The organism is Pseudomonas sp. 2848 (assembly GCF_003253945.1).
Classification (GTDB): domain Bacteria; phylum Pseudomonadota; class Gammaproteobacteria; order Pseudomonadales; family Pseudomonadaceae; genus Aquipseudomonas.
This window is the reverse complement of record NZ_QKZD01000004.1, coordinates 388,776-413,883: the sequence shown is the minus strand read 5'-3', so window position 1 is coordinate 413,883 and position 25,108 is coordinate 388,776. Positions and strand designations below refer to the sequence as shown.

Annotated in this window: 24 protein-coding genes, 3 pseudogenes and 2 riboswitches; of the genes and pseudogenes, 12 read left to right on the top strand and 15 right to left on the bottom strand. The window is 64.4% G+C overall.

Annotated features, from left to right (window positions below; all coding sequences use genetic code 11):
* Window positions 1–28: 28 nt before the first annotated feature.
* Window positions 29–228: riboswitch (cobalamin riboswitch) on the bottom strand.
* Window positions 229–288: 60 nt separating this feature from the next.
* A riboswitch (cobalamin riboswitch) is annotated at window positions 289–513 on the top strand.
* Window positions 514–612: 99 nt separating this feature from the next.
* From DFS21_RS11040 to DFS21_RS11010, 7 genes are all read left to right on the top strand, one after another.
* Window positions 613–798, top strand: a complete 186-nt coding sequence (locus DFS21_RS11040; RefSeq protein WP_111532310.1) for a CbtB domain-containing protein — start codon at window positions 613–615, stop codon at window positions 796–798.
* A gap of 10 nt (window positions 799–808) precedes the next feature.
* Window positions 809–1,498, top strand: a complete 690-nt coding sequence (locus DFS21_RS11035; RefSeq protein ID WP_111532309.1) for a CbtA family protein — start codon at window positions 809–811, stop codon at window positions 1,496–1,498.
* A complete protein-coding gene (locus DFS21_RS11030) occupies window positions 1,498–1,908 on the top strand; it encodes a cobalamin biosynthesis protein (RefSeq protein WP_110702177.1) in 411 nt (136 codons plus the stop codon). The genes DFS21_RS11035 and DFS21_RS11030 overlap by 1 nt, the downstream gene beginning before the upstream one ends.
* A 28-nt stretch (window positions 1,909–1,936) precedes the next feature.
* Window positions 1,937–2,689, top strand: coding sequence for a precorrin-4 C(11)-methyltransferase (gene cobM / locus DFS21_RS11025; protein ID WP_110702179.1), 753 nt, complete (start codon window positions 1,937–1,939; stop codon window positions 2,687–2,689).
* Between the two features lie 64 nt (window positions 2,690–2,753).
* Complete coding sequence (locus DFS21_RS11020; protein ID WP_110702181.1) at window positions 2,754–2,996, top strand: DUF1272 domain-containing protein; 243 nt, start codon at window positions 2,754–2,756, stop codon at window positions 2,994–2,996.
* 186 nt (window positions 2,997–3,182) lie between these two features.
* Window positions 3,183–3,797, top strand: a complete 615-nt coding sequence (locus DFS21_RS11015) for a response regulator transcription factor (protein ID WP_028690792.1) — start codon at window positions 3,183–3,185, stop codon at window positions 3,795–3,797.
* A gap of 6 nt (window positions 3,798–3,803) precedes the next feature.
* The gene (locus DFS21_RS11010; protein ID WP_371926814.1) at window positions 3,804–7,058 is read left to right on the top strand and encodes a transporter substrate-binding domain-containing protein; all 3,255 of its coding nucleotides are present in this window, start codon (window positions 3,804–3,806) and stop codon (window positions 7,056–7,058) included.
* Here the strand turns inward: DFS21_RS11010 and DFS21_RS27240 are convergent.
* Window positions 7,033–7,452 (bottom strand): annotated as a pseudogene (locus tag DFS21_RS27240) (methyl-accepting chemotaxis protein); the annotation flags it as partial. The gene DFS21_RS11010 and the pseudogene DFS21_RS27240 overlap by 26 nt on opposite strands.
* Before the next feature lie 117 nt (window positions 7,453–7,569).
* Window positions 7,570–8,286, bottom strand: a pseudogene (locus tag DFS21_RS27235) (PAS domain-containing protein); the annotation flags it as partial.
* A 358-nt stretch (window positions 8,287–8,644) separates the two neighbouring features.
* On the opposite strand from DFS21_RS27235, the gene DFS21_RS11000 reads away from it, so the two are divergent.
* Window positions 8,645–9,031: a VOC family protein gene (locus DFS21_RS11000; protein WP_110702188.1), complete on the top strand. Its 387-nt coding sequence runs from the start codon at window positions 8,645–8,647 to the stop codon at window positions 9,029–9,031.
* On the opposite strand, the gene DFS21_RS10995 is transcribed toward DFS21_RS11000, so the two are convergent.
* Genes DFS21_RS10995 through DFS21_RS10965 form a run of 7 tightly spaced genes read right to left on the bottom strand, consistent with a single transcriptional unit; the run spans window position 9,032 to window position 15,320 of the window.
* Window positions 9,032–10,405 (bottom strand): sensor histidine kinase, encoded by a 1,374-nt coding sequence (locus DFS21_RS10995; RefSeq protein ID WP_111532307.1) that lies wholly within the window; start codon window positions 10,403–10,405, stop codon window positions 9,032–9,034.
* Entirely contained in the window at window positions 10,402–11,064 is a 663-nt protein-coding gene (locus DFS21_RS10990) for a response regulator (protein WP_110702192.1), read from the bottom strand. Before DFS21_RS10990 ends, DFS21_RS10995 begins: the two co-directional genes overlap by 4 nt.
* 2 nt (window positions 11,065–11,066) lie before the next feature.
* A complete protein-coding gene (locus DFS21_RS10985) occupies window positions 11,067–11,708 on the bottom strand; it encodes a tetratricopeptide repeat protein (RefSeq protein ID WP_111532306.1) in 642 nt (213 codons plus the stop codon).
* A complete protein-coding gene (locus DFS21_RS10980; RefSeq protein WP_111532305.1) occupies window positions 11,705–12,511 on the bottom strand; it encodes an SDR family oxidoreductase in 807 nt (268 codons plus the stop codon). Before DFS21_RS10980 ends, DFS21_RS10985 begins: the two co-directional genes overlap by 4 nt.
* Entirely contained in the window at window positions 12,498–13,178 is a 681-nt protein-coding gene (locus DFS21_RS10975; RefSeq protein WP_110702198.1) for a TenA family transcriptional regulator, read from the bottom strand. The genes DFS21_RS10980 and DFS21_RS10975 overlap by 14 nt, the downstream gene beginning before the upstream one ends.
* An 8-nt stretch (window positions 13,179–13,186) precedes the next feature.
* On the bottom strand, window positions 13,187–14,653 hold the full coding sequence (locus DFS21_RS10970; RefSeq protein ID WP_111532304.1) for an AMP-binding protein: 1,467 nt from the start codon (window positions 14,651–14,653) through the stop codon (window positions 13,187–13,189).
* Window positions 14,643–15,320 (bottom strand): thermostable hemolysin, encoded by a 678-nt coding sequence (locus tag DFS21_RS10965; protein WP_110702203.1) that lies wholly within the window; start codon window positions 15,318–15,320, stop codon window positions 14,643–14,645. The genes DFS21_RS10970 and DFS21_RS10965 overlap by 11 nt, the downstream gene beginning before the upstream one ends.
* Window positions 15,321–15,467: 147 nt before the next feature.
* Here DFS21_RS10965 and DFS21_RS10960 point away from each other — a divergent pair, with 147 nt between their 5' ends.
* A complete protein-coding gene (locus DFS21_RS10960) occupies window positions 15,468–16,037 on the top strand; it encodes a hypothetical protein (protein ID WP_111532303.1) in 570 nt (189 codons plus the stop codon).
* Between the two features lie 64 nt (window positions 16,038–16,101).
* Here DFS21_RS10960 and DFS21_RS10955 read toward each other — a convergent pair whose 3' ends face one another.
* Complete coding sequence (locus DFS21_RS10955; protein WP_110702207.1) at window positions 16,102–17,781, bottom strand: MFS transporter; 1,680 nt, start codon at window positions 17,779–17,781, stop codon at window positions 16,102–16,104.
* Window positions 17,782–17,987: 206 nt separating this feature from the next.
* On the opposite strand from DFS21_RS10955, the gene DFS21_RS10950 reads away from it, so the two are divergent.
* Window positions 17,988–18,671 carry an AraC family transcriptional regulator gene (locus DFS21_RS10950; RefSeq protein WP_111532302.1) on the top strand — a complete coding sequence of 228 codons (684 nt, stop codon included), beginning with the start codon at window positions 17,988–17,990 and terminating at the stop codon, window positions 18,669–18,671.
* Here the strand turns inward: DFS21_RS10950 and DFS21_RS10945 are convergent.
* The 3 genes and pseudogenes from DFS21_RS10945 to DFS21_RS10935 all read right to left on the bottom strand — a co-directional run.
* Window positions 18,657–19,547: a sterol desaturase family protein gene (locus DFS21_RS10945; RefSeq protein ID WP_111532301.1), complete on the bottom strand. Its 891-nt coding sequence runs from the start codon at window positions 19,545–19,547 to the stop codon at window positions 18,657–18,659. The genes DFS21_RS10950 and DFS21_RS10945 overlap by 15 nt on opposite strands.
* A gap of 90 nt (window positions 19,548–19,637) precedes the next feature.
* On the bottom strand, window positions 19,638–20,459 hold the full coding sequence (locus tag DFS21_RS10940; RefSeq protein WP_111532300.1) for a DNA-binding protein: 822 nt from the start codon (window positions 20,457–20,459) through the stop codon (window positions 19,638–19,640).
* Between the two features lie 95 nt (window positions 20,460–20,554).
* Window positions 20,555–20,857 (bottom strand): annotated as a pseudogene (locus tag DFS21_RS10935) (Dyp-type peroxidase); the annotation flags it as partial.
* 322 nt (window positions 20,858–21,179) lie between these two features.
* Here DFS21_RS10935 and DFS21_RS10930 point away from each other — a divergent pair.
* A complete protein-coding gene (locus tag DFS21_RS10930) occupies window positions 21,180–21,968 on the top strand; it encodes a formate/nitrite transporter family protein (RefSeq protein WP_111532299.1) in 789 nt (262 codons plus the stop codon).
* A 57-nt stretch (window positions 21,969–22,025) separates the two neighbouring features.
* Here the strand turns inward: DFS21_RS10930 and DFS21_RS10925 are convergent, their stop codons facing one another.
* Both DFS21_RS10925 and DFS21_RS10920 read right to left on the bottom strand, forming a co-directional pair.
* Window positions 22,026–22,322 (bottom strand): DUF3144 domain-containing protein, encoded by a 297-nt coding sequence (locus DFS21_RS10925; RefSeq protein WP_110605272.1) that lies wholly within the window; start codon window positions 22,320–22,322, stop codon window positions 22,026–22,028.
* Between the two features lie 29 nt (window positions 22,323–22,351).
* Window positions 22,352–22,987, bottom strand: coding sequence for a LysE family translocator (locus tag DFS21_RS10920; RefSeq protein WP_111532298.1), 636 nt, complete (start codon window positions 22,985–22,987; stop codon window positions 22,352–22,354).
* Window positions 22,988–23,641: 654 nt separating this feature from the next.
* Here DFS21_RS10920 and DFS21_RS10915 point away from each other — a divergent pair.
* Window positions 23,642–24,973 carry a hypothetical protein gene (locus tag DFS21_RS10915; RefSeq protein WP_110702219.1) on the top strand — a complete coding sequence of 444 codons (1,332 nt, stop codon included), beginning with the start codon at window positions 23,642–23,644 and terminating at the stop codon, window positions 24,971–24,973.
* Window positions 24,974–25,108: the final 135 nt, after the last annotated feature.

Genomic DNA, 25,108 nt, shown 5'->3' with positions numbered 1-25,108 from the left:
TCGCCACCGGATCACCCCGCCCGGTTGAAAGTCGAAAACGTTGCGAGGCAGGTCTCCTGGCTTGCACCGCCGGCCGTCAAAGCCAGTGGGATGGCGCCTTCCCGCGCGTGCGCAGTGGCTGTGCCGATCCGTCATCAGTGCCTACAGTTGCGGGGGCAGCCGCGGCTTGTACCGCGTTCCCGTCTTAGCCCGGGCCAGCGCCCGGGAACCTCGAACCGGCAAGGCTACGCAGTGCCTGCCTGGCGGTCAACCGCCGCGGCGATTGACGCAGGCCCGGCCCCGTGATTTGCTAGCGCATTGCGTTCAGGTGCCCCCAACGGGGGTGAAACGGGAAACCGGTGCGTCGCGCCTCCTTGAAGGGGGCGACAAGGCCGGTGCTGCCCCCGCAACGGTAAGCGAGAGAAGCGTCCAGACCACTGTGCTCAGCGTGCGGCATGGGAAGGTGGCGTTTGATCGATGGAGCCCCGCTCCACCTCGCCAGCCCGGAGACCGGCCTGACATGCTTGCAGAACACCCCGCGGTGGGCGGGCGCTGTCGTATCACCTGGGCCAGCCGCGCCCGGGGGCGTCGCGCCTGCCCGTTGCCACAACAAAAGCAGCAGAGGAACGCGTCATGCCCATCACCCACGCCAAACCCAGTATCGCCACCCCCGTCAGTCTCAGCCAGCGCCTGATCGTCGCGATCGGCGCCAGCCTGCTGGGCCTGTGCCTGGTGTACTTCGCCGGTTTCTCGCACATCGAAGCGGTGCACAACGCCGCCCACGACACCCGCCACAGCGCCGCCTTCCCTTGCCACTGAGTACGCCCGCATGATCACGCGCATCGCCCGTACCGCGGGTTTCAGCGGCCTGCTCGCCGCCCTGCTGCTGACCCTCCTGCAAAGCTTCTGGGTCGCCCCGTTGATTCTCCAGGCGGAAACCTATGAAACCGCCGCCCCCGCCGTCGAACAGCATGAACATGGCGAGGCCGCAGCGCCCCATGAGCACAGCGCCGAGGCCTGGGCGCCCGAAGATGGCTGGCAACGTATCCTGTCCACCACGGGCGGCAACCTCGTGGTCGCCGTCGGCTTCGCCCTGATCCTCGCCGCACTGTACAGCCTGCGCGCCCCGGGCCGCGTGGCCACCGGCGCACTGTGGGGCCTGGCGGGCTTCGCCGTGTTCTGCCTGGCGCCGACCCTGGGCCTGCCACCGGAACTGCCTGGCACCGCCGCCGCCGACCTCGGCCAGCGCCAGACCTGGTGGATCGGCACCGCCGCCGCCACCGCCGCCGGCCTGGCGTTGCTGGTGTTCGCCCAGCACTGGCTGTTCAAGGTGCTCGGCGTCGCCCTGCTGGTGATCCCGCACCTGATCGGCGCGCCACAGCCAGCGGTTCATGAAAGCCTGGCCCCCGAGGCGCTGGAGACCCAGTTCAAGATCGCTTCGTGGCTGACCAACGCCGCGTTCTGGTTGGCCCTGGGCCTGCTCAGCGCCTGGTTGTTCCGCCGCTCCAGCCAGCACTGATGCGCGACCTTGTTCCCCAGCCGGCGTTGTATGCCGGCTTTGGTTGCCGCCGTGGCTGTCCAGTCGAAACGCTCGCGGTGCTGCTGCGCCAGACCCTGACCAACCACGCCCTGCCCCTGTCGGCGCTGAAGGCAATCGCCAGCATCGAACCCAAGGCGCGCGAGCCCGGCCTGCTGGCACTGGCCGAGCGGCTCGGGTTGCCGTTCATCTGCTTCGACAGCAGCCACTTGTCGACCTTCGAAGCGCTGCTCAGCCAGCGCTCGACAACGGTGTACGCCCAGACTGGCTGCTGGGGTGTCGCCGAAAGCGCAGCCCTGGCCCTGGCCGGCCGCACCGGCGTTGCGCCGCGCCTGCATGTGCCAAGGCAAGCGCTCGGCGGCGCTACCCTGGCCCTGGCCATCGGCGGATAATCCGCCTCTTTACCTGCAAGGAACCTCCATGACGGTCTATTTCATCGGTGCCGGCCCCGGCGATCCCGAGCTGATCACGGTCAAGGGCCAGCGCCTTGTCCGTCAGTGCCCGGTAATCATCTACGCAGGCTCGCTGGTTCCAGCTGCAGTGCTCGAGGGGCATCAGGCGCACACCGTCATCAACAGCGCCGAGCTGCACCTGGAGCAGATCATCGAGGCCATGCGCCAGGCCCATGCCAACGGCCAGGACGTGGCCCGCGTGCACAGCGGCGACCCTAGCCTGTACGGCGCCATCGGCGAACAGATCCGCCACCTGCGTGAGTCGGGCATCGATTACCAGATCATCCCCGGAGTCACCGCCACTGCCGCCAGCGCCGCGCTGCTGGGTTGCGAGCTGACACTGCCGGACGTGGCGCAGACGGTGATCCTCACCCGCTACGGCGACAACTCGCCGATGCCGGCCGGTGAACAGCTGGCCGATCTGGCCCGCCATGGCAGCACCCTGGCCATCCACCTGGGTGTACGCCACCTGCCGCGAATCGTCGAGCAACTGCTGCCCCACTATGGCGCCGACTGCCCCATCGCCGTGGTCCATCGTGCCACCTGGCCAGACCAGGATTGGGTCAAGGGCACCCTGGCGGACATCGTCGAGCGCCTGGCAGCCAAGGGCTTCCGGCGTACCGCGCTGATCCTCGTCGGTCATGTCCTGGGCGATGCCCCGTTCGCCGACTCGGCCCTGTACCGCGCCGGTCACGCCCATCTCTACCGCCCCGGCCCGTGAAGCGATTGCCGAGTGGGCGTGGGCGGCGCACACTGGGCCTTCCAACTGGATGGAAACCCTGCCCATGCTCGACCTGCGTCCCAACTGCGAATGCTGTAACACCGACCTCCCTCCCGAAAGTCCGGATGCGCTGATCTGTTCGTTCGAGTGCACCTTCTGTCGTGCCTGTAACGAGCGGCATTTCCATGACCGCTGCCCGAACTGCGGCGGCCAACTGGTGATGCGCCCCACTCGAGTGGGCAAGGTACTGGGCAACAACCCCGCCTCCACCCAGCGAGTGCTCAAGCCGCACGCCCCCTGCGGCTGAGCGCTTGTACCCAAACCTTGTTTGTAGGAATTTTCTACAGCTTGGTGCGGGATTTTCAACACACCTATACTCGCCTATTACCAAGGGTCCTGAATGTCCGTAAGGTGCGCGCTGCCCAGCAAGTCCGCGGCCCGCGCCTGAAATTCAACGCAGGAAGCGGGCTGCACTTTGACAGGAGTGACCTGAATGACATCCGTGCTGTTGGTCGATGACCACCACATTGTGCGACTCGCCGTACGCATGCTGCTTGAACGCGAACGCTTCACCGTCGTGGGTGAAACCGGCAAAGGCAAAGAGGCCGCCCGCCTGGCCGAGCAGACCAAGGCCGATGTGGTTATCCTCGACATCGGCCTGCCCGACCTCGACGGCATGGAAGTGATCAAGCGCCTCAAGCTGATCGACCCGCCCCCACGGATCATGGCCCTGACCGGCCAGCCCGCCGACCTCTACGTGCGCCGCTGCATGGACGCCGGCATCTCGGCCTTCGTCAACAAGGACGAGGATCTCGATGCCCTGGTCTTCGCCCTCAAGGCACTGGTCAAGGGTTACTCGACCTTTCCGCAGATGGCGGTCAACAGCAATACCCTGGAAAGCGAGACCGAACGCCTGGCACTGCTTTCCAACCGTGAAATGGAAGTGCTGCGCCGGCTCAGCGCCGGCCAGAGCAACAAACTGATCGGCGAGCAGATGAACCTCAGCGCCAAGACCATCAGCACCTACCGCGGCCGTATCATGGAAAAGCTCAAGGTCGAGTCGTTGGTGGAAATGGTCGACCTGGCCAAACGCAATAACGTCGCCTGAATCATGATCAAGGGCGCCCTGCTATGCCTGCTGCTGGCCATGCTGGCGTCTTTGCCCGTACAGGGTGAGCCGCACAGCGAAACTCGCCATCTGCTGGCCCGCGCCCTGAGCGCGGCGCCTCCCTTGACGCTGGCGGCAGCCGACCGACAGTGGCTTGCTGAGCGCGGAGGCCTGGTGCTGGGCAGCTCGCGCCCCGACTACCCCCCCTTCGACATCAACAACAGCCAGTCCGACTACGAAGGCCTGAGCGCGGACTACGCCGGCCTGATCAGCGAGCAGTTGGGCGTGCCGGTCGAGGTGCGTCGCTATCAAAGCCGCGAGCAGGCCCTGGATGCGCTGCGCGCTGGCGAAATCGACCTGCTGGGCAGCTCCAACGCCTTCGAGGCCAACGACGCACAGCTGGCTCTCAGCCTGCCCTATGCCGATGACCTGCCAGTCATCGTATCGCGCAAGGACCAGCCCCTGCGCGACGGTGACGATCTGGCCGGCCTGCGCCTGGCCATGGTGGATCATTACCTGCCCATGCAGGCGGTGCGCCGCCTCTATCCCGGCGTCCAGCTGAACCTCTATCGCTCTACCCTCGCCGGAGTCGCCGCCGTGGCCCTAGGTCAGGCCGACGCCTACCTGGGTGACGCCATCAGTACCGACTATGCAATTGCCAAAGGTTTCCAGGAAACGGTCAAGGTCGATCATTTCGTCAAGGCCCCGGCCAGCAGCTTTGCCTTTGCCATGACCCAGGACAACCAGCGCCTGCTGCAACTGGTCGACCTGGCCCTGGGGCGCATCGCCGACAGCGAACGGCTGAACATCCTGCGCCGCTGGGCTGGCGGCGGCACCAGCCTGCTGCTTGACCGTCGCCTCGATGCCCTGACTCAAGAGGAGCGCGACTGGATCGCGCAACACCGGCAGATCACCGTGATGATCAACACCACCCTGGCGCCCCTGAGCTTCACCGACGCCCAGCAGCAACCTCGGGGTATCGCCCTGAACCTGCTGGAGCGTATCGGCCTGAGCACCGGCCTGCGCTTCAAGGTGGTCGAGTCGGAGTCGTTCGAGGACATGGTCGAGCAGGTCGCCCAGGGCAAGGCGGACATGATCGGCGCCATCGGTTACGGCGAGCACCGCGCCCAACGCCTGCGCTACACCCGCCCCTACATGATCAGCCCGCGGGTGATGGTGGTCCGCCGGGATGCAGCGCCCCTCGATCCGAAGCAACCGCTGCAAGGGCTACGGGTGGCCTTGCTGAGGGGTTCACCCTTGCGCGAAGGCCTCGAACGGCAGTACGGCAATTTGCGGGCCGTCGAGGTGGAGAACCCCCTGCAACTGATGGAGGCCGTGGCCAACGGCGATGCCGATGTCGCCCTTGGCTCGCACATCAATGCCAGCTATTTCATCAACCAGGTGTTCAAGCACCGCCTGCGCATTGCCGGCCTGCACGGTGACGAGCCGGCCCTGGCGACCTTCGCCGCAGGCCCCGCTCAGCCGCAATTGCAGGCGATCCTCGACAAGGCCTTGCTGAGCATCCCTCCCGACGAGCTGGAGCAACTGGTCAATCGGTGGCGAACCAACACCGCGGTCAGCGACAGCCCCTGGCGCAACTACCGCACCCTGGCACTGCAAGTACTGGTGCTGGCCGCCCTGCTGCTGGCCGGCGTGGCGTTCTGGAACACCTACCTGCGCAAGCTGATCCACCAGCGTAGCGAGGCCCAACGCGCCCTGCAGGAACAACTGGCGCTCAGCCGCGGTTTGCTCGAACAGTTGCGCCAGGCCAAGGACGATGCCGAGCAGGCCAGTCGGGCGAAAAGCACCTTCCTGGCAGTCATGAGCCACGAAATCCGCACACCGATGAACGCAGTCATCGGCCTGCTCGAGATGGCCCTGGAGGACAGCCAGCACGGCCATAGCGACAGCCAGGCGCTGGAGGCGGCCCACGGCTCGGCGATCGGCCTGCTCGACCTGATTGGCGATGTCCTCGACATCTCCCGCATCGAGTCCGGCCACATGACGCTGCAACCAGTGGCTTGCGATCTGGTCGAGCTGATCCGTGCGACCCTGCGGGTTTTCGAAGGCAACGCACGCCTCAAAGGGCTTGCGCTGGGTGCGCTGCTGCCCGGCTCGCCCACGTGGCTGCTGGTCGATCCGCTGCGTTTCAAACAGGTGTTGTCGAACCTGCTGAGCAATGCGATCAAGTTCACCGATCAGGGCCAGATCGACGTGTCGCTGGCGGTCGCCCCGAGCGATGCCGGCCTGCATAGGGTCACGCTGCAAATCAAGGACAGCGGCGTGGGTATCAGCAGCATTGACCAGGCACGCCTGTTTACCAGTTTTTCCCAGGTCGATGGCCGGCAGGCACGCCAGGGTGCGGGCCTGGGCCTGGTGATCAGTCGCGAGCTGTGCGAACTGATGGGGGGCGAGCTGAACCTGAACAGCATCGAGGGCCTGGGCACCCAGGTCGAAGTGCATCTGAGCCTGCCGGGCAGCGAGCCTCCTGCCACCGAGCTTGCCGGCAAGGCCTTGATCGAAGCCGGTGCAGGCCCGCTGCAAGTCCTGATCGTCGATGACTACCCCGCCAACCTGCTGCTGCTCGACAAGCAACTGCGTTCCCTGGGTCATCAGGTGACCCTCGCCGATCAGGGCAAGGCCGCGCTGTCGCTCTGGCTGGACGGCCATTTCGATGTGGTCATCACCGACTGCAGCATGCCGGTCATGGACGGCCATGAGTTGGCCCGCCAGATTCGTGCACGGGAGCACGATGAAAACCTGCCCGCGGTTCGAATCATCGGCGTGACGGCCAACGCCCAGGCCGAGGAACGCCAGCGCTGCCTGGACAACGGCATGGATGAGTGCCTGTTCAAGCCGATCGGCCTGCAGGCACTCAAGGCCTGCCTGCCGCTGGCCGCCGAGGCGCCCCGTGCCAGCGGCTTCGACCTGGCGCAACTGCGCCATCTCACCCAGGACGACGATCGGCTGGTCAAGCGCCTGCTGGAGCAACTGGCGCAAAGCAGCGCCGAAGACCTCCAGGCGTTGCATGCACTGGGCGCCAACCCGCCAGTCGAAGCCCTCGCCCCGGTGGTCCATCGAGTCAAGGGCGGCGCGCGGATGCTCAAGGTCAGGGGCGTGAGGCAGGATTGCGAAGCGCTGGAGCAGGCCATAGCCCTGGGCCAGCCGGTTGAGCAACGGCTCGCCCAGCTACGGTCGAGCCTGCACACCCTGGAGCTCGAACTGCGCCAAAGCCTCAGTGCAATTGAAGGGTCGAATTGATCTGGCTGATGGCGTCCACCACGTGCCGCGAACCCTGCTGGATCTCCATGATCACCGTACCGGCCTCGTTGGCCAGTTCCACGCCCAGGCCGGTGCGGGTCAGGCTCGACTGCATGCTGGCCACCGCGGTCAATGACAGGTCATGGTTCTGCCGCACCACTTCGACGATCTCCAGGGTCGCCTTGCTGGTCCGCGCCGCCAGGTTGCGCACCTCGTCGGCGACCACGGCGAAGCCACGGCCATGCTCGCCGGCCCGGGCCGCCTCGATGGCAGCATTGAGCGCCAGCAGGTTGGTCTGGTCGGCGATGCCGCGGATGGTCAGGACGATCTGCCCGATCACCTCGGACTGTTTGCTCACCGCGTCGATGGTGCGGGCGGCGTCGTTGAGTTCGCAAGAGATCTGCTCGATCACCTCGACCGCCTGCTGCACCACCTGGGTCCCCTTGCGCGCGCAGGCGTCGGTCTGCACCGAGCTGGCATGGGCAGCGTCGGCGGCAGTCTGCTGGGTGCTGACCTGGCGGGTAATGTCGCTGGCGAACTTCACCACTTTGTACAGGCGGCCCTTGTTGTCGAAGATGGGGTTGTAGGACGCCTCGAGGTACACGGTCTGGCCTTGCTTGTTGACCCGTTCAAAGCGATGGGAGTGGTACTCGCCACGGTTGAGCGAGGCCCAGAAGTCGCGGTACTGGGCCGACTCGCGCTCGTGCGGCAGGCAGAACAGCCCGTGATGGCGCCCCACCACCTCCTCAAGGCGATAGCCCATGGTATCGAGGAAATTCTGGTTGGCCTTGATCACGCGCCCGGCCGGGGTGAACTCGATCACCGCCATTGAACGGCCGATTGCCTTGAGCAGGCTTTCGCTCTCGTGCTCCTCGATCACGTGGCGGGTGATGTCGGAGGCCACCTTGATCACGCTGGTCACCTGCTGGCGTTCATCGATCACCGGCATGTAGCTGGCCTCCAGCCACACCTCACGGCCCGCCTTGTCCAGGCGTTCGAACGTACCGCTGATAGCCTTGCCCTCGCCGAGCTCGCGCCATAGCTGCTGGTACTCGGCACTCTTGGCGTAGGCCGGGTCGCAGAACAGCCGGTGGTGCTTGCCGCGGATCTCGTCGGCGCTGTAGCCCATGGTCTTGCAGAAGTTCTCGTTCGCCTCGAGGATCGTGCCATCCGGCGCGAACTCGATCATCGCCATGGAACGGCTGATCGCTGCCAGCTTCGCCTCCATGCCCGCCAAGGCCTGCCGGCTGCGCTGAATCTCGATCAAGTCGGACTTGCGATGGTACTCGAACATGGACCGGGCCTCCTGTGCTCACGGAATGTCCTGAGCATAGATCGGCGTTACCACCGTGCAAGCGATCTGATATCACTTTCGCATTAGGCATTTGTGCCGTCTGTCCGCTGGTCATTCGGTTTTGCGGATACGCATCGATACAAACACCCAATGACAATTGCACTGCGTCTAGAACGAACAGGAACTCTCGATTTCACCGCCCCATCTTCGAACGCACTGTTTGAACACATCCTGAACAACAGATGGCCAGGGATGTGCTTTGCTAGAGAGAGGAAACAACGGAGCTAGTCTGATGAAGATCGTAGTCACCAGCATCCTCGTCGACGACCAGGCCAAGGCCCATGCCTTCTACCATCATGTCCTGGGCTTCGAGCCCAGGCACGACATCCCCATGGGGAAGTACCGCTGGCTAACCCTCACCTCCCCCAATGATCCCAATGGCGTCGAGTTGCTACTCGAGCCCGATGCCCATCCTGCGGCGAAGGCCTACAAGGCGGCGCTCAAGCAGGACGGCATCCCTGCCACCTCGTTCGGGGTGCGCGATATCCATGCCGAATACGAGCGCCTGTGCAAGGCGAACGTGCAATTCACCCAGCCACCCACCGACATGGGCCCGGTCACCGTGGCGGTCTTCGATGACACCTGCGGCAACCTGATCCAGATCGCCCAGCGTCACTGATCAGGCCTGCGCCGCCGGCAACCGCAGGGTGGCGCACAACCCACGCGGCGAGGCATTGTGCAATTGCACGCTACCGTCCAGGCGCTTGATGACGGTGCTCACGATCGACAATCCCAGACCGGCGCCATTGGGCGCGTCCTTGCTGTAGAAACGCTCGAATACCCGCTCCAGGTCGGCCGGCTCGATACCAGGGCCTTCGTCCTGCACTTCCAGCACCAATGCCTGCTCCTCGCGGCGCAGGCCCACCCGCACCCGCCCCCCAGAGGGAGAATGGTCCACCGCGTTGGTCACCAGGTTCTGCAGGGCAATGCCCAGGGCGCCGGCATCGCTGTACAACCGGTAGTCAACCCCTTCGGCGATCTCCAGGGAGGGTTCCTGACCACGTTCGAGTATCCACGGGGTCAGCTCCGCCAGGGTCTCGGTGACCAACACAGCGAGGTCGACTTGGGTCCAGTTGCGCTGCGCCAGGCGGGGTTCCAGGCGGGCCAGGGTCAGCAGCTGGTTGACCACCCGGGTCAGGCGGTCGACACCGCCAATCAGATACCCCAGTGCCTTGTTGCGCTCCGCCTCGCCGGTGGCGGCCTGGGCGTTCTGCGCGTGCAGGCGCAGGATCGCCAGCGGCGTGCGCATCTCGTGGGCGGCATCGGCAATGAAACGGTGCTCTCGGCGCAGCAATTGCTCGATCTGCGCCAGCAGCCGATTGATCGCCGCCTGCATTGGCTCGAGCTCTTTGGGCAACGGCACCAGCTGCAGGGGGTCCAGGGACTCGGCGTGACGGCCACGGATCACCTGGGCCATGTTCTGCAACGGCTGCAGCCCCCAGCCGATGGCCACCCAGACCAGCAGCGCCAATGCCAGGCTGCCGAGCAGAAACGGCATCAAGGTGTGACGCACGATCCTGTCAATCAGGTCGTAGCGCACATCGTTGCGTTCCCCCACCCAGATCAGCCAGTGCTTCTCCGCCACCGGCAGCACAAAACCACGCCATCGCTGGCCCTGCACCAGCATGTCGGAAAACCCCGGCGTGCTCGGTGGCACCGCGAATGCGGGCGCGCTGGGGGTACGCACCAGCAAGGTAGCGCGGTCGTCCCACACCTGGAAGGCCAGTTTGCTTTCGTAAGGGTGGCCGACCCGGTGCCGCCCCGCCTTGCTCAGCGCCTCGTCGAATGCCTGGTACAGCGCCTGACGGTTCTGTTCCTGCACCGGCAGGCTCATCACCCCCTGCAGCAGGCGAGCGTTCTGCGCCAGATGGGCATCGTATACTTCGGTGATTTCATGGCGGCTGTCGTGGTAGTTGTACAGCGCCAACAGACCGCTGCCGAGCAGCAGCAACAGCATGACCCGCCACAGCGTGCGCTGGCGCAACGAACTCATGCGCGCCCCTCCACCAGGTAGCCGATACCGCGCACCGTGCGGATCAAGCCGTTGAACAGCTTCTTGCGCAACTGGTAGATGTTGACTTCAAGGGTGTTGCTCTCAGGCTCCTCGTCCCAGCCGTAGAGCAACTGGGTCAGGCGCTCGCGGGTGAAGACCTTGCCCGGCTGGGCAAGCAGCTCGTGCAGCAACAGGTACTCCTTGGGCGTGAGTACTACCGGCTGACCGTTGTAGCGCACCTGCTGGGTCGCCGGATCGAGGCTCACGCCGGCATGCTCGATCAGCACCCGGGCGCGCCCTGCGCTGCGCCGTAGCAGAGCGCGCAGGCGGGCCTTGAGTTCGTTGAGGTCGAAGGGTTTTACCAGGTAATCGTCGGCACCGGCATCGAGCCCGGCGATACGATCCTCCAGCCCATCGCGCGCGGTGAGGATCAGCACCGGCATGGCGTTTTCCGCGGCGCGCAGGCACCGCAACAGCGCCAGGCCATCCAGGCGCGGCAACCCCAGGTCCAGCACCAGCACGTCGAAGGTCTCGACGCTCAGCGCGTGCAACGCACTCTGGCCATCCTGCAGCCAGTCCAGGGTGTAGCCCTCCAGGCGCAGGCCATCGCAGATCCCCTCGCCCAACGCGGCGTCATCCTCAACCAGTAGCAGGCGCATGCTCAGTCCTGTTTGTCTTCGATGGCCTTGAGTAAAGCATCGATTTCCCCGCGCCGGCCCTGGTCTGCCAGCGCGCGGCCTGGCCGCGGCGCGGCGCGCAGGGCCTTGTCCAGGGCAGTGCGGGCTTCACCATAACGGTTCTGCCGGTACAGGTGGTCGGCCCAGAAGTAGTTGCTGTCGATACCATCGGGGTTGATCGCCAGGGCCTGGCGCAGCATCGCTTCGGCCTTGTCCTGGTCGCCGAACCCCAGGGGCCAGCCCGGTACCCGGTCGTACAACGCCCCCAGGCTGGTGTAGGCCGACCCTTGCAGGGCCTTGGGGTCCAGCGCCAGCGCCTTCTCCAGGCTGGCACGGGCGGCCTTGACTTTGCCCAGCGCGCCGAGCCCGCCGGTGGCACCGGCCCAGCTGCTGTTGACGATACCCTCCCAGATCAACGGCTCCGCCAAGCCCGGGTACTGACGGACAAACCCCGCCGCGTCCACGGCCAGCGCCTCGAAGGCTTTGGCGCGCTGCCCTTCGGGCAGTTGGTACTGAATCTGCGCCCAGCGCTGTTGCACCTCGCTCAGGCGTTGGTTGCCGGCCTGGTCGAGGGCCCAGACAAAGGGCGAAAAGGCCAGCACACTGGCCAATAGCAGACGTTTCATTTGCCTGACTCCTTGCCCGGATGGGCGCTAAAGCGGCGAATCAGCGGCAGTTGCTTGCGCAGGGCACGATCAACCAGCCCGGGCAGCATGCCGTTCAAGCGCACGAAGAGTTTTTCCGGCCAGCCCAGGTACAACTCGCTGCGCTCGGCCTGGACCGCGTCGAGCACCGCGCGGGCCACATCCCGCGGCTGGTCCACGCCCACCTTCAGCGCCTGGTTGAGCGCCGTGGCGGCATTGCTGTTCATCGCCGTACGCGTTGCCCGTGGCGCGGCGTACAGCACATTCACCGGGGTGTCGGCCAGTTCGCGGCGCAGCGCTTCGGAAAAGCCGCGCAGGGCGAACTTGCTGGCGCAGTAGACGGCATAGCCGGGGTAGCCGATCGAGCCATAGGTGGAGCCGACGTTGACCACCAGAGCCCTAGGCTGATCGCGTAGCAGCGGCAGGCAGGCACGGGTCAGTTGCAGCGCGGCCTTGAGGTTGATATCCAGCAGCTCGTCGAGCGCCGCCTCGTCAAGCTGGTCGAGCAAGGCGAAGCGATTGATCCCGGCGGCGTTGATCAGCACGTTGACGCCCCCCATGGACCGCGCGGCTGCCAGCACGTCCTGGCGACTCTGGGCGCAGCGCAGGTCGGCCGCTTGCCAACGCAATTGTTGCGGAAAACGGTTCATCAACTGCGCCAGCTGGCCCAGGTGCCGGCTCACGGCCAGCACCCGTGCGCCGGCGACACATAGCTGCTCGGCCAGCTCCAGGCCGATCCCGCCACTGGCCCCGGTCAGCACCACCACGCAATCAGGCAAGCGCATGCCGCACCTCGCTCTGGCCTGCCCGTGGCAGGTGCTGGAACATTTCGCTGTACAGGCGGTACACCACCTTGGCGGCATGGATCACCGCCTGCTGATCGCCACTGTCGTCCAGGCGATCCATCAGGCTGCGGTAAGTCACCATATGCTCCTGGTCGAGGGCGCCATGGGAATTGAGGTAGCTGAACGCTTCGTCCGGGAGCCCCAGGCTACCCTGTATCCTGCCGGCGGCCTGGGTGGCCAGGGCGATACTGGTACCCTCGAGCACATTGACCATGCCGAACAGCCCCACCGGGTTGCCCCGGGCGATCAGGTCGTAGAGGAAGGCGACCATCAGCTCGATCGACAACGCAGGACGACCGTCGCGGACCTTGTCCGGGTCACCGCCACAGGCGGCGATGTCGTTGAGGATCCAGCGTTCGTGACCGTATTCCTCGTCAATGTATTCACACACGGCGCCACGCAGCCACTCCAGACGCGACGGCAGACGGGCGCCACAGGCCATCATCAACGGAACGGTATGGCGCACATGGTGGTAGGCCTGGGCCAGGAAGGCCACATAACCCTCCACGCTCACCACCCCACCCAGGGCATCGCGGATCACCGGGACACCGAACAGCGCTTCGCGCTCGCGGGCGGTCTGTGCTTGCAGGTTTTCGAAAAAGGACATGGCGAACCTCATGCTTGTTGAAGAACGGACAACAGGGACTGGTAATGCAGCAGGATCGCCTCGCGGCGTGGGCGGCCATTGGGCGTGAGGGTCCCCGCCTCGGCATTCAACGGCTCAGACAAGCGTCGCCAGGCATGTACCCGGGCATAGTCCGGCAGGCCATCGTTGCACTGGCGAACCGCGCGCTCGATCTGTTCGTCGCTGGCCTGCGAGTCCAGCGGCCAGAGCAACGCCAGGTTGCCCGGCAGGCCCTCGCCGTGCACGAAGGCCTGGGCGATGACCCCTCCCTGGGTCAGCTCGGCCTCGACCCATTCAGGGTTGACGTTACGCCCGAAGCTGGTGATGAACTGGTGCTTCTTGCGCCCGGCCAGGTGCAGGTAGCCGTCGCGATCAAGCTGGCCGAGGTCGCCGGTCGGCCACCACTGACCGTCGAACACAGGCTCGCCGAGGTAACCGAGCAAGGTCGAGCCGGCCACCAGCACCTCGCCGTCCTCGGCAATGCGCACCTGCACATGGGGCAACGGCCGGCCGGCACTGCCCGGGCGCAGCGCCCCGGGGCGGTTCAGGCACACTACCGATGCGCACTCGGACAAGCCGTAGCCTTCGTACACCGGCAGGCCCACGGCGGCAGCACGCGCCAGCAGGCTGGCGGCCACCCGGGCACCGCCCACGGCGACAAAACGCAACGGACCGACACGCATGGCCCCGCGCTCGATGGCCGTGACCAGCCCCAGCAAAAGCTGCGGGACCAGGATCAGGCTCTCTGCGCCGCTCAGGGCGATCGCCCCGAGCAGACGCGCGAAGTCCACTTGGCTGGCGCCGCGGATGCCCAGTTGCGCCTGCGGATAGAGCATGACCACGGCGCCGGCCAGAAGCGCCGCGTACACCCCCAGGTTTTCCAGCAACACCGCCAGCGGCAGCACGGCCAGGTACTTGCCCGGCGCCGCCTCACGGCTGGCCGTTTCCAGCTCGCGGGCGACCTGCAGCATCGACGCAGCTCCCAGGCAAACGCCCTTGGGCGCACCGGTACTGCCGGAGGTGTAGGTGATCTTGGCGGTGCCGTGCGGCAGTCGCGGTGACGCAAGCGGGTCACGGTGCCAGAACCGCGTGCCGCGAGTGAAACCACAGGCTTGCAGCTCATCGGCCAGCGCGCTGTCGGCCAGCACCAGTGACACGCCACCCTGCGTCAGGCAGTGGCGCCGCTGGGCCGCGCTGAAAAAGCCCGGCAGCAGCAGGATCGGGCGCTCGGCCAGTAACGCGGCAAGGTCCCACAGCAGGGCTTGCGGGCCGTTATCCACTGCCAGGGCGAAGGTGCCGGCAGGTTGTTCGCGCAGCCAGTGCACCCGCTGGCGAACCTCACCCAGCAACTGCGCATAGCTGAAACGTTCATCACTGCCCAGCAGCGCCGGTTGCTCGCCACGGTGGCGGGCATGGACCTGCAGCGTTTCGAAGAACGCCTCGATGTCATGCGGCATGACCGCTCTCCTGCTTCGCCACCGGCAGGCCCAGCCGTTCGAACACGCCCGCACGGGCCAGTGCCGCGTGGCCTAGCCCGATATTGCCGACGAATACCTGGGGTTGCTGTGCGTAGTAACTGCCCCAACTGCCGGACTCCTCGCCCAGACGGTGGGCAGCCGCCTGCGCCACGACCGTGGGCTCCAGCCCCAGTCGGCGAAAACTGTTGAGCAAGGTCGCCGCGCCAGTGAATGCCACCCACTGCAGGCCGCGTGCCGCCAGCAGCCAGGTCACCGCGACTATCATGATCCGCGCGCTGCCGGCACTGAGCGCCGCCAGGTTGCCCACTTCCACCAGCTGCTCTCGGGTGACCGGCCCCGCCGCCACGTTCGCCACGGCGCTTTCCAGCGGCACATCGAGGTAGCGCTCCAGGAACAACGGCGCACTGCCGGCCAGGCGTAAGCCGGCGGCGGCGATCAGCCGGTCATGGCGATCATGCAGCCCCAGCAGTTCGGGCAGGTAATGATGCACGTCAGCGTGATGCACACAGGCGAAGCGCGCGTGAATGAACCGCTCCAGTTCGAGTCGACCTGGCGTACCCGGCCCATGCAGCAGAAGTCGGGCCTGGTGTTGCGCATGGCAGCCAATGGCCACGGGAAACAGGGTGTTCCAATTCAGCTCGGTCATGACGGGCCCCCGCTCATTTCAGTGGAGGCAGTATCGAGGGCGAATCTGAAGCCAGTCTGAAGTGTCGCCATCGCGAGTGATGGCGCCCCTCGCTGGGGCTGCTACATTGCTGACTTCCCCCGGCGCAGTAAGAACCAAGGACACCCCATGCGCTACGAATTCAGCGAAGTGCTCAACGACCTGGTCGACTATTTCCTGCTGGGCGATATCCAGCTGCTCGAACAGTTCAAGGAAGACCAAGACCTGCCCGACGACCTGGCGCGCGCCTTCACCCGCGGCGACAGTGGCGACCTGGCGGTGCAGCAAGGTGTGATCCTGCCGCTGGCCGGCATCGACAACCTGCCCTACCGCATCCTGTTTACCCTCGACGAATGCACCCCGGCACTGCTCGAGCCCGGCAGCCGCCTCAAGCATCGTCGCCCGGGCCATGTGCTAAGGGTCGAACACGGCGCCGTGATGCTCTTCACCTGGCGCATCCTGCAGCACTTCACCAACAAGACCCTGGGCGATCTGCTGGCGCGCTACCAGGAGCCGGGGCGGCCGATCATTGAACTGGACAACGGCTGGTATTCGGTGGAAGTGCTCGCGGGCGCCGTGGTGCGCGACGGTTTGTACGAACCGGCGTTCGAATTCGTCATGAAAAAGGCCTATGCGCGCCCACAGGCCTCGGAGGTGGATGTCGGCTACCGGTATAGCTTGCGCGGTTACTTCGACTGACCGGGGCCGCTCCTGCAGCGAGGGCGTGAATCGGGCGACTTCTGCAGGAGCGGACCTTCATCCTTCAGGTGTGATGGATATCCCGGTCCTTGGTCTCAGGCAGGAAGAAGATGCCCAACACCGCGGTCATCACCGCAATGACGATCGGATACCACAGCCCGTAGTAGATGTCCCCGGTCGCCGCCACCATGGCGAAGGCCACCGTTGGCAGAAAACCACCGAACCAGCCGTTGCCGATGTGATACGGCAGCGACATCGAGGTGTAGCGGATCCGCGCCGGGAACAGCTCCACCAGCCAGGCGGCGATCGGCCCATAGACCATGGTCACGTAGATCACCAGGATGGTCAGCAGCAGCAACACCATCGGGTAATGGATCTTCGCAGGGTCCGCCTTCTCGGGATAACCGGCCTCTTTCAGGGCGCCGGTCAGCGTGGCGGTGAAGGCGTCGGCCTGAGTCTTCAGTTCAGCTGCGGCCAGACCGGTCCCCTCGAAACTCGGGATCACCCGCTCGCCGATACGGATCTGCGCCACGCTGCCAGGCTCGGCCTTTTCGTTCTCGTACGGGATCGCCCGCTTGGCCAGCAGGCTCTTGGCGATGTCGCAGGAACTGGTGAACCGGGCCTTGCCCACCGGGTCGAACTGGAAGGCGCACTGCCCGGGGTCGGCCACCACCACGACCGGGTTCTGCTCCTGGGCGACGAACACATCCGGGTTGCCGTACTCGGTCAGCGCCTTGAAGATCGGGAAGTAGGTCAACGCGGCAATGATGCAACCGGCCATGATGATCTTCTTGCGCCCGATACGGTCGGACAGACTGCCGAAGACGATGAAGAACGGCGTGCCGATCAGCAGGGAACCGGCGATCAGCAGGTTGGCGGTCTGCGGGTCGATCTTCAGTGTCTGCAGCAGGAAGAACAGCGCGTAGAACTGCCCGGTGTACCACACCACCGCCTGGCCGGCGGTGCCACCGAGCAGCGCCATGATCACCACCTTGAGGTTGTCCCAACGGGCGAACGATTCGGTCAGCGGCGCCTTCGACGCCTTGCCCTCGGCCTTCATCTTCATGAACACCGGCGACTCGTTGAGTTGCAGGCGGATGTACACCGAGATTGCCAGCAGCAGGATCGACAGCAGGAATGGTATCCGCCAGCCCCAGTCCTCGAACGCCTCGGTGCCCATGGCCGTACGACAGGCCAAAATCACCAGCAGCGACAGGAACAGCCCGAGGGTGGCGGTGGTCTGGATCCACGCGGTGAAGAACCCGCGCTTGCCCTTGGGCGCATGCTCGGCCACATAGGTGGCAGCGCCGCCGTACTCCCCGCCCAATGCCAGCCCCTGCAACAGCCGCAGGGTGATGAGGATCACCGGCGCGGCCACGCCGATCGTCGCATAGCTGGGCAGCAACCCGACCACTGCGGTGGACACGCCCATGATCACGATGGTGATGAGGAAGGTGTGCTTGCGCCCGATCATGTCGCCCAGGCGGCCGAACACGATGGCGCCGAACGGCCGCACGGCAAAGCCGGCGGCGAAAGCCAGCAAGGCAAAGATGAACGAAGTGGTTTCGTTGACCCCGGCGAAAAAGTGCTTGGCGATGATTGCCGCCAGCGAGCCGTACAGGTAGAAGTCGTACCATTCGAACACGGTGCCCAGCGAAGAGGCGAAGATGACCTTGCGCTCCTCCCGGGAAATGCCACGTTGGGGCGCGCTACTGCCCGTGGATGCGCTGTCAAGGACCGCCATGGGTCGCCTCCGTCTGGTTGTGGTAGACCGGAGTGCTCCATCAGGTAGCCAAAGCACGCACCCAGGCCAAAAAGGCATTACAGGCTGCGCGAAGCACGACGAGGCATCGGCCCCGAATCGCGGCAAGTCACTTCAAGCATAATCGGCCTTTGCACGATAGCCACTCGCCTGAGTGATCGAGCGCCGAAACGGATAGGGAACCCGCAATGAGCGAAGCACAGCACAGCGCCTGGCGAGGTCGGCTCTGGCTGGCCGATGATCACGGCCTGCTGCTCGGCACGGCGGGCCACACCGGTGTCCATGCCCACTATGCCCACCAGGTAGTGCTCGCCCTTGAGGGCCACGCCTGCCTGCAGATCAATGGCGAAGAGCACCGCGGCGACATGCTGGCCATCGCCTCGTTGCAGCCCCACGCCATTCTCGCGCCCGGCACCGTCTGCATCACCTTGTTCGCCGAGCCCCTGGCGTTTTCCCTGGAGACCTTGCTCGACGTCTGCCGGCAAGCCCCCCGCGATATCTCAAGCCTCGCCCAGGCGTTGCGCCAGGCACCGCGCCACCCATTGGATCCGCGCCTGGCGCGGGCCCTGGCACGAATTCGCGCAGTGGACGAGCAGCGCCTGCCGGCCACCGAGCTGGCACAGGCAGCGGCGCTGTCGGTCAGCCAGCTCGAGCGCCTGTTCAGTGGCCGCCTGGGTCTGTCGGTGCGGCGCATGGTGCTGTGGCAACGCCTGCGCGTGGCCCTGGGCGCGGCGCTGGCCGGCGCTAGCTTGACCGAGGCGGCCATGGCCGCCGGCTTCGCCGACTCGGCGCACCTGAGCCGCAGCCTGCGCCAGCAATTCGGCATCCGTGCCAGCGAAGCCCTGCGCCACCTGCGCTCAGACGTGCTCTAGTGCCTGACGCAGGCTTTTCGGCAAGGCTGCCGGCGGCTGCGCCGTGGCCACTGGGCGGAACGGCTCACGCAGTTGCGCCAGGTACGTTTGTGGGTAGTCCGGACGGTCGCCAATGCCCATGTCGTCATCGGCCAACCCGTAGCCCGGCAGGTGAAGCGCTGTGCCGAGCAAACGATCCCAGACGGGGAAGAACAGCGCGAAGTTGACGTCGCCCAGGGTGCCGTACTTCAGGTGGTGCAGCCGGTGCACGGGGGCCCAGGCGAAAAGATGGCGCAGAACGCCGATGCGCATGTCGACATTGCTGTGTTGCAACAGCAGCTGGACCGCTATGCAGAACGCCAGCAACGCCGCCACGTCCTGCGGCAAACCCAGCAGCAGCAAAGGCAGCACGCCGCCCAACCCCTCGGCCATCTGGTGCAGCGGGTGCTTCATCAAGCCATTGAAACCGTACAGCCGGGTCACACTGTGATGCACCGCGTGCAGGCGCCAGAGCAATGCGCTGCGATGACTGGCGTAGTGCACCAGGGTGATCCCCAGGTCGGCCAGGGGCAGCGCCAGCAACAGTTGCCCCAGCACGGGCCAGTGGCTGGGCCACAGGCTTGTGGCGGGCAGCCAGCCGGCGAACAGCGGGATGGCTGCGATGCTGGCGATATTGAGTGTTTCGTTGACCAGTGCATGCAGTCCATCACGCCCGCCTTCGCCTGCCGCCTCGCTCCAGGCAGGTTTGTAGGGGCACAGCGCTTCGCAGGTGAACGACAGCAGGATCGCCACGCCGAGCAAGGGCAGCAGCCAGAGAATGTCGGCGCCAAGATTGATCAGCCACACGGCGGTGGCGATGAAACCGAAGAAGAAACACGGGGCATAGAAGATGCGCATGGAGGGCTCCAGTCATGGTTGGAGCCGCCAGTGTTGCCTGGTGCCTGAGCGAGACACTTGAACAAACGGCGCATCTGTCGCAGCGATGTTCTACAGGGTCGATGTGTCCGCTGCTCGGGCTGCCAGCTGTCGACGCATCTCGTCGTTGGCGCCCTGAGCCTGGGCCAGGATGGCGCGCAAGCCCTGCACCTGCGCGTCACGCTGCTGCAGTTGCTCATCCAGCAGCGTGCCCTGTGCCGTGGCCTGGCGATGTTCGGCGAGCAGGCGCTCATTGTCGCGGTGCAGGCGCGTCAGCTCGTCCTGACGCGCCAAGGCGCCCTGCTGCAAGGTCTGCAACTGGCCTTGCAGCTGGCGCACCTGGGTCTCGTTGCGGCGTTGATCCTGCTGATGCTGCTCGAGGCTGGCGCGCAGTTGCCCGTCCTTGTCGTCCAGGCGCGCTTGCAACTCACCCTGTGACTGGCTGAGGCTGGCGCTGCGCAACTGCTCGGCCTGCAGGCTGGCCTGGGCGGTCGCGAGCCGTTGAGTCTCGGCGTGCAGCGCAGCGGTCAGGGCCTCGACCTGGCGCAGCGCGCCAGCCAGGTCGCGCTGGGTCAATTGCAGCTCGGCCTGCATCGCCGCACAACGCGCCTGCGCCGCCTGCTCGGCGGCCGCGATCCGGGCCTGCCCTTCCTCCTGCAACTGGGCTGCCAGTTGCTCGACCAATCGCGCCAACGGTTCGCTCAAGGCCCCCTGGCTACCCAGCAACTCCAGCGGCTGCCGGTCGAGTTCCTTGAGGTAGCGGTGGATAGTGGTCTTCGAGCCGGTGTTGCCCAACTCGATACGTACCGCATCGATACTGGGGTGTTCACCCCGGGCCATCAGCGCCTGCCGTGCCTGCTGCACGGAGGCCTTGTCTATGCCATTGCGGGCCATTGCTCATTCCACCTATTCGTACCATGGCATGTACCATGTAATTTGGCGCAATACTGCACGGCCCTGCCCCACGATTCAAGCCTGCGGGTGAAATGTCATTCAGCAGCCTGTTCGAGGAAATCCACCGGCGGCACGAAGAACAACCCACCGGTAACGGCGCAGCTGTAGTCCAGCAAACGATCGTAGTTGCCCGGCGGCTTGCCGACGAACATGTTCTCGAGCATCTGCTCGATCGGCGCGGGCGACCGGGCGTAACCGATGAAATAGGTACCGAACTCCCCGGCCCCGGGGCGGCCGAAGGGCATGTTGTCGCGCAGGATCTTGATCTCCCGCCCACCCTCTTCCAGGGTGGTCAGCGAACTGTGCGAGCAACTGGGCTTGCTCGCGGCATCGAACTCACCAGAAACATCGCACTACGGGTGATCGGGCTGTCGACAGCCTGCGGCTCGATCTCGACTGTATTCACCAAGGCGTCCTCTCACGCAGGGTTTGATCGCTTGTGGTATAGCACAGCGCGGCTGAACAACCGCACCTCATAGATGCGCTCTATCAACTCATCCAGCCTATCGATTTGACCGCGTCAAATTGCCTCAGATAACGTGCCGCCCGCTTCGAAGTTGCCTGTTCCCTCCACCACGAGCCGAACCGCGCTGGCCTCGTCCCATCGTTACCAGATCCGCCCAATGGTACCGCCGTTATCCTTGCGTTCGAGTTGTTGAAATGTCTGTGAATACCCCCTCCCGGATCACCGAGCTGGTCATCGAAGCCGGTACCCGCAAAGCCCACCTGCCCACCCGCGCCACCTTGATCCTCGGCTTCCTGGCCGGCGCGTTCATTTCCCTGGGCTTTCTGCTGGCGATCCACGTCAGCACCATGATTCCCCCGCAGTGGGCCTCGTTCGGCACGCTGCTCGGCGCCGCGGTGTTTCCCATCGGCCTGATCCTGGTGATCCTGGCCGGAGGCGAGCTGCTCACCGGCAACATGATGAGCCTGCCCCTGGCGATGTTCGCCGGGCGTATCCGCCTGCGGGCAGTGGCGCGCAACTGGACCCTGGTGACCCTGGCCAACCTGCTGGGTGCGCTGTTCGTCGCCTACTGCTTCGGCCATCTGCTGGGGCTGACCGAGGGCGCGTATCTGGGCAAGACCCTGGCCGGCGCCACCAGCAAGGTCAGCGCCGACTTCCTGCACGCGTTCGTCTCCGGTATCGGCTGCAACTGGCTGGTATGCCTGGCGGTGTGGTTGTCCTACGCCAGCCGCGAGATGAGCGGCAAGATCCTCGGCATCTGGTTCCCGATCATGGCCTTCGTCGCCATCGGCTTCCAGCACGTGGTGGCCAACATGTTCCTGATCCCGGCGGCGATCTTCGCCGGCTACCTGAGCTGGGGGCAGTTGGCGGAGAACCTGGCGGCGGTGTTCCTGGGCAACGCCGTGGGTGGGGCGATCTTTGTCGGCCTGGCCTACTACGTGTCGTTCGGCGTGCCTGCGCAGGAACAAGGCGCATTGCACTGATGCCACCCCACCGAAGCGGTGGGGCGTTTTTCGTCGATGTCCTGGTTGCGTGCGAGCTCAGCCGTCCTTGCCCAGCACATAGCGGTCGAAGTGCTGGATATGCTCGTCGAGGTTGTCCTCGAGCATCATCCGGTACTGCTCGCTGAAGTACTTCAACAGCTCCTCGCGCGCCGCGGCCATCTCCGCCGCGGACTTGAAACTGCGGGCCGCCATCCAGGCATTGAAGCGGCTGGCGGCGAAGGTCATCGAAGCGCTGACCTTGCCGAGGTCCTCGAGCTTTTCGATCTGCTGGTTGGCCAGCTCCACATGCGCATCGGCGCGGTCGTAGAAGGCCTGGTCGGTGGCTTGTGCCATGGAAATCTACCTATCGGAAAACGTTGGGCTCAGGCGGTCTTGGCCTGAACGGTGAACAGGCTGGCCCCCAGCGTCATGAACGACACGCCGAACAGGCGATTCATCAGGCGAGCGCGGCTTGGTGCCGCCAGCTGGCGCTTCAACGCTTGGGCCAGGAGGACATAGAAAGCATGGGCCAGGATCGAGCACAGGGCGAAGGTGCCGACCAGCAGCCCGAGCTGACTATCGGCGCCGTTGCCCGTGCCCATGAACTGCGGCAGGAAGGCGGCAAAGAACAGGATGGCTTTCGGGTTGGTCAACGCCACCGTCACGCCGTTGAGCATCAGCCGGCGGTTGCTGACCAGGGCCTTGACCGGTTGCTCTAGCTGGTCAAAGGCACTGCTGCGGCTTTTCCACTGTTTGACGCCGAGGTAGATCAGGTAGCTCGCGCCCACCACCTTGAGCAGCAGGAAGGCACTGGCCGAGGTCTGCAGCAGTACCCCGAGGCCCGCACTGGTGGCGGTGGACACCACCAGCAGCCCGAGCGCATTACCCAGCGAACCGAGCATCGCCCGCCTCGGCCCGTGCGACAGCGAGTTGGACAACGCCATGATGACACCCGGGCCTGGCGACAAGGTCACCACCATCGAGACAACGACAAATCCGAACCAATCGTGCAGCGACATCCTTGTACATCCTCGGGCCGATAACGTGAGGCGGCGACTGTAGCAGAATGCTGCACTGTTCCGGAAATGAGGCTCGAAATGCCTATGGACACCAGCAGCCGAGTCAGGTGCTCGGTCCGCAAACCTCGAAAGGGTTCGTTTCCGGCCCCGGCGGACCATGTGCTTGATTGCCCCTCCCACAACACTCGCCGCCGCGTCGATGGCAATCCATATAGCATTCGCGGGTACTCGCTCATCTGAAACGACCGCAGCACACCTGCCCGTCTCGCTTTCCCCACTACACTCAAAAACAGGAACGTCACTAGGCTCTGTATGAAAAGCCTTGATACTCGGTGATGCTGCGTTGAAAACAGCCTCGGAATGCTCATTTACAACCCGTAAAGTCGGGCGCGACTCCGACCGTTCCTCGGCTGTTTTCGCCTTGCCTGACCTTCGTCTCAAGACTTTTCATACAGACCCTAGCAACAGCCATGTTGTGCCGTCGAAAAATGACGCCGCGTATGCTGCCACGCTCGCTCCGCATCACTGAGACTTGCCGGTCGCCATAGCGCGCATCGGGTCGACAGAAGCAATCCAGGGTTTGTGCACAAAGTAGCCGAAGGACACTCAGGCAAAGCGAAAACAAACAAAACCTGGCAAAAGAGGGCGAGTAAAATGCCGGACAAAGACTCCATCTACATCTCTTCTTGCGATACACATAATGTACTCTTCGCCGAGGCGAGAAACTTCAAGTACCTGGAGGGTTTCTTACTCTCTGCCCGCTATATTTATTCAGACGAAATTGCCCCCCTTCTACTCGACAGGGACAAAAAGCACGAATCAAAAGGCACGCCCATCGAAAGAGTCATCAGCCACTATCGACAGGCATACGGTGAGCAACCCTGGCTTATCTGCGATCAATGCGCAAAGCTTCTGCCCATCACGCCCAATGATTTGATCCTTGCCAATGATGCCGCACGTCGACGCCTGCATGACCCATCGGAACAGGGCCATGCGCCTGAAAAGCCATGTCGTCAGCTCGGCAAGGGAGACACGCTGGTCATCGCGTACGCTTCTCGCCTTGTTCCCACTGCCGCGGAAATGGCCACACTGGCCCTGTTCTACGATGAAATATGGCTCCCACACCCCTGTGACTTGCTGACCCACGGGGCAAAGAACCTGGCCAGTCTGTATCGACAACTGACCGGAGACTGCATCGTTCCCGGCTTGCAAGCAGCGCAAGAGATTCATGGCCGGAAACGCGAGCACTGGAAGCCACTATTCGACGAAGGCATCTTGCGCACAATGCCCCCATTCGAACTGTTCGGTGGGTTGTTTAGAAACAGAGATGCCATTTCAATCGAAGATTTCGTCGGCTGGTTCGCGCGTATCCCCAAAGAGGCCGAGCTGTTCTCGACGGACGCTCAGCATTTGGAGTCTTTCGTCCTGGCCATGCACCGACTGGACGCCAAGAAGCTGTACCCAGAGCTGTTCATCTCGGACCCGAATGACCGAAGCACGGCACGTCTCTCCGGCCTTTTGCACAATCAAATATTGACTTGCAGGATCCCGGAAATGCAGGGGCTCAATTCGGAGCAAATCCTGGAACTCAGACAGCTGACAAAAATCGCGAAGCAGGGATATAGGCAATACCTCAATCAACTCTCCGACGATCTTGAGCAGCGCCTCGCCACGGGTAACACTGCCGAGTTGGAAGCGGCCAGCAAAATAGCTGAGCGGAAAGTGATTCCTGAGTACGAACAGTATGTAAAGCAGATGAAGAAGCAAGAGACCCGCTTCGGTGCAAAGTTCTTGGAGGCCAGCGGAAAATTCATGCAAATCGATGCTTCGGTGTGGACGCCAAAGTTCTGGGGTGCGCTGATCGAAATCTTCAGCTCTACCCTGTACAGCGCCGTTGAGCAGGATCAGGACAGATACCTCTCGAACGAAAGACAGGCATTCCATTACCTGGCCACCCTTCAGCAAAATAGACCGAAAGCCAATTAGAGGTGTAGAAAAAGGAAGGCCACGGATTGGCGGATACACATCAAACCCACATAGCTTATAGCTTTTGGCAGCAACGATGATCACCAAAGATCATATAAGCGACTCTGGAACTGATCATGTCAGCTGATTTAATTA

Coding starts and splice junctions, on each gene's coding strand:
- DFS21_RS11040 (WP_111532310.1), top strand. CDS start 613: ATGCCCATCACCCACGCCAAACCCAGTATCGCCACCCCCGTCAGTCTC.
- DFS21_RS11035 (WP_111532309.1), top strand. CDS start 809: ATGATCACGCGCATCGCCCGTACCGCGGGTTTCAGCGGCCTGCTCGCC.
- DFS21_RS11030 (WP_110702177.1), top strand. CDS start 1,498: ATGCGCGACCTTGTTCCCCAGCCGGCGTTGTATGCCGGCTTTGGTTGC.
- cobM (WP_110702179.1), top strand. CDS start 1,937: ATGACGGTCTATTTCATCGGTGCCGGCCCCGGCGATCCCGAGCTGATC.
- DFS21_RS11020 (WP_110702181.1), top strand. CDS start 2,754: ATGCTCGACCTGCGTCCCAACTGCGAATGCTGTAACACCGACCTCCCT.
- DFS21_RS11015 (WP_028690792.1), top strand. CDS start 3,183: ATGACATCCGTGCTGTTGGTCGATGACCACCACATTGTGCGACTCGCC.
- DFS21_RS11000 (WP_110702188.1), top strand. CDS start 8,645: ATGAAGATCGTAGTCACCAGCATCCTCGTCGACGACCAGGCCAAGGCC.
- DFS21_RS10995 (WP_111532307.1), bottom strand. CDS start 10,405: ATGAGTTCGTTGCGCCAGCGCACGCTGTGGCGGGTCATGCTGTTGCTG.
- DFS21_RS10990 (WP_110702192.1), bottom strand. CDS start 11,064: ATGCGCCTGCTACTGGTTGAGGATGACGCCGCGTTGGGCGAGGGGATC.
- DFS21_RS10985 (WP_111532306.1), bottom strand. CDS start 11,708: ATGAAACGTCTGCTATTGGCCAGTGTGCTGGCCTTTTCGCCCTTTGTC.
- DFS21_RS10980 (WP_111532305.1), bottom strand. CDS start 12,511: ATGCGCTTGCCTGATTGCGTGGTGGTGCTGACCGGGGCCAGTGGCGGG.
- DFS21_RS10975 (WP_110702198.1), bottom strand. CDS start 13,178: ATGTCCTTTTTCGAAAACCTGCAAGCACAGACCGCCCGCGAGCGCGAA.
- DFS21_RS10970 (WP_111532304.1), bottom strand. CDS start 14,653: ATGCCGCATGACATCGAGGCGTTCTTCGAAACGCTGCAGGTCCATGCC.
- DFS21_RS10965 (WP_110702203.1), bottom strand. CDS start 15,320: ATGACCGAGCTGAATTGGAACACCCTGTTTCCCGTGGCCATTGGCTGC.
- DFS21_RS10960 (WP_111532303.1), top strand. CDS start 15,468: ATGCGCTACGAATTCAGCGAAGTGCTCAACGACCTGGTCGACTATTTC.
- DFS21_RS10955 (WP_110702207.1), bottom strand. CDS start 17,781: ATGGCGGTCCTTGACAGCGCATCCACGGGCAGTAGCGCGCCCCAACGT.
- DFS21_RS10950 (WP_111532302.1), top strand. CDS start 17,988: ATGAGCGAAGCACAGCACAGCGCCTGGCGAGGTCGGCTCTGGCTGGCC.
- DFS21_RS10945 (WP_111532301.1), bottom strand. CDS start 19,547: ATGCGCATCTTCTATGCCCCGTGTTTCTTCTTCGGTTTCATCGCCACC.
- DFS21_RS10940 (WP_111532300.1), bottom strand. CDS start 20,459: ATGGCCCGCAATGGCATAGACAAGGCCTCCGTGCAGCAGGCACGGCAG.
- DFS21_RS10930 (WP_111532299.1), top strand. CDS start 21,180: ATGTCTGTGAATACCCCCTCCCGGATCACCGAGCTGGTCATCGAAGCC.
- DFS21_RS10925 (WP_110605272.1), bottom strand. CDS start 22,322: ATGGCACAAGCCACCGACCAGGCCTTCTACGACCGCGCCGATGCGCAT.
- DFS21_RS10920 (WP_111532298.1), bottom strand. CDS start 22,987: ATGTCGCTGCACGATTGGTTCGGATTTGTCGTTGTCTCGATGGTGGTG.
- DFS21_RS10915 (WP_110702219.1), top strand. CDS start 23,642: ATGCCGGACAAAGACTCCATCTACATCTCTTCTTGCGATACACATAAT.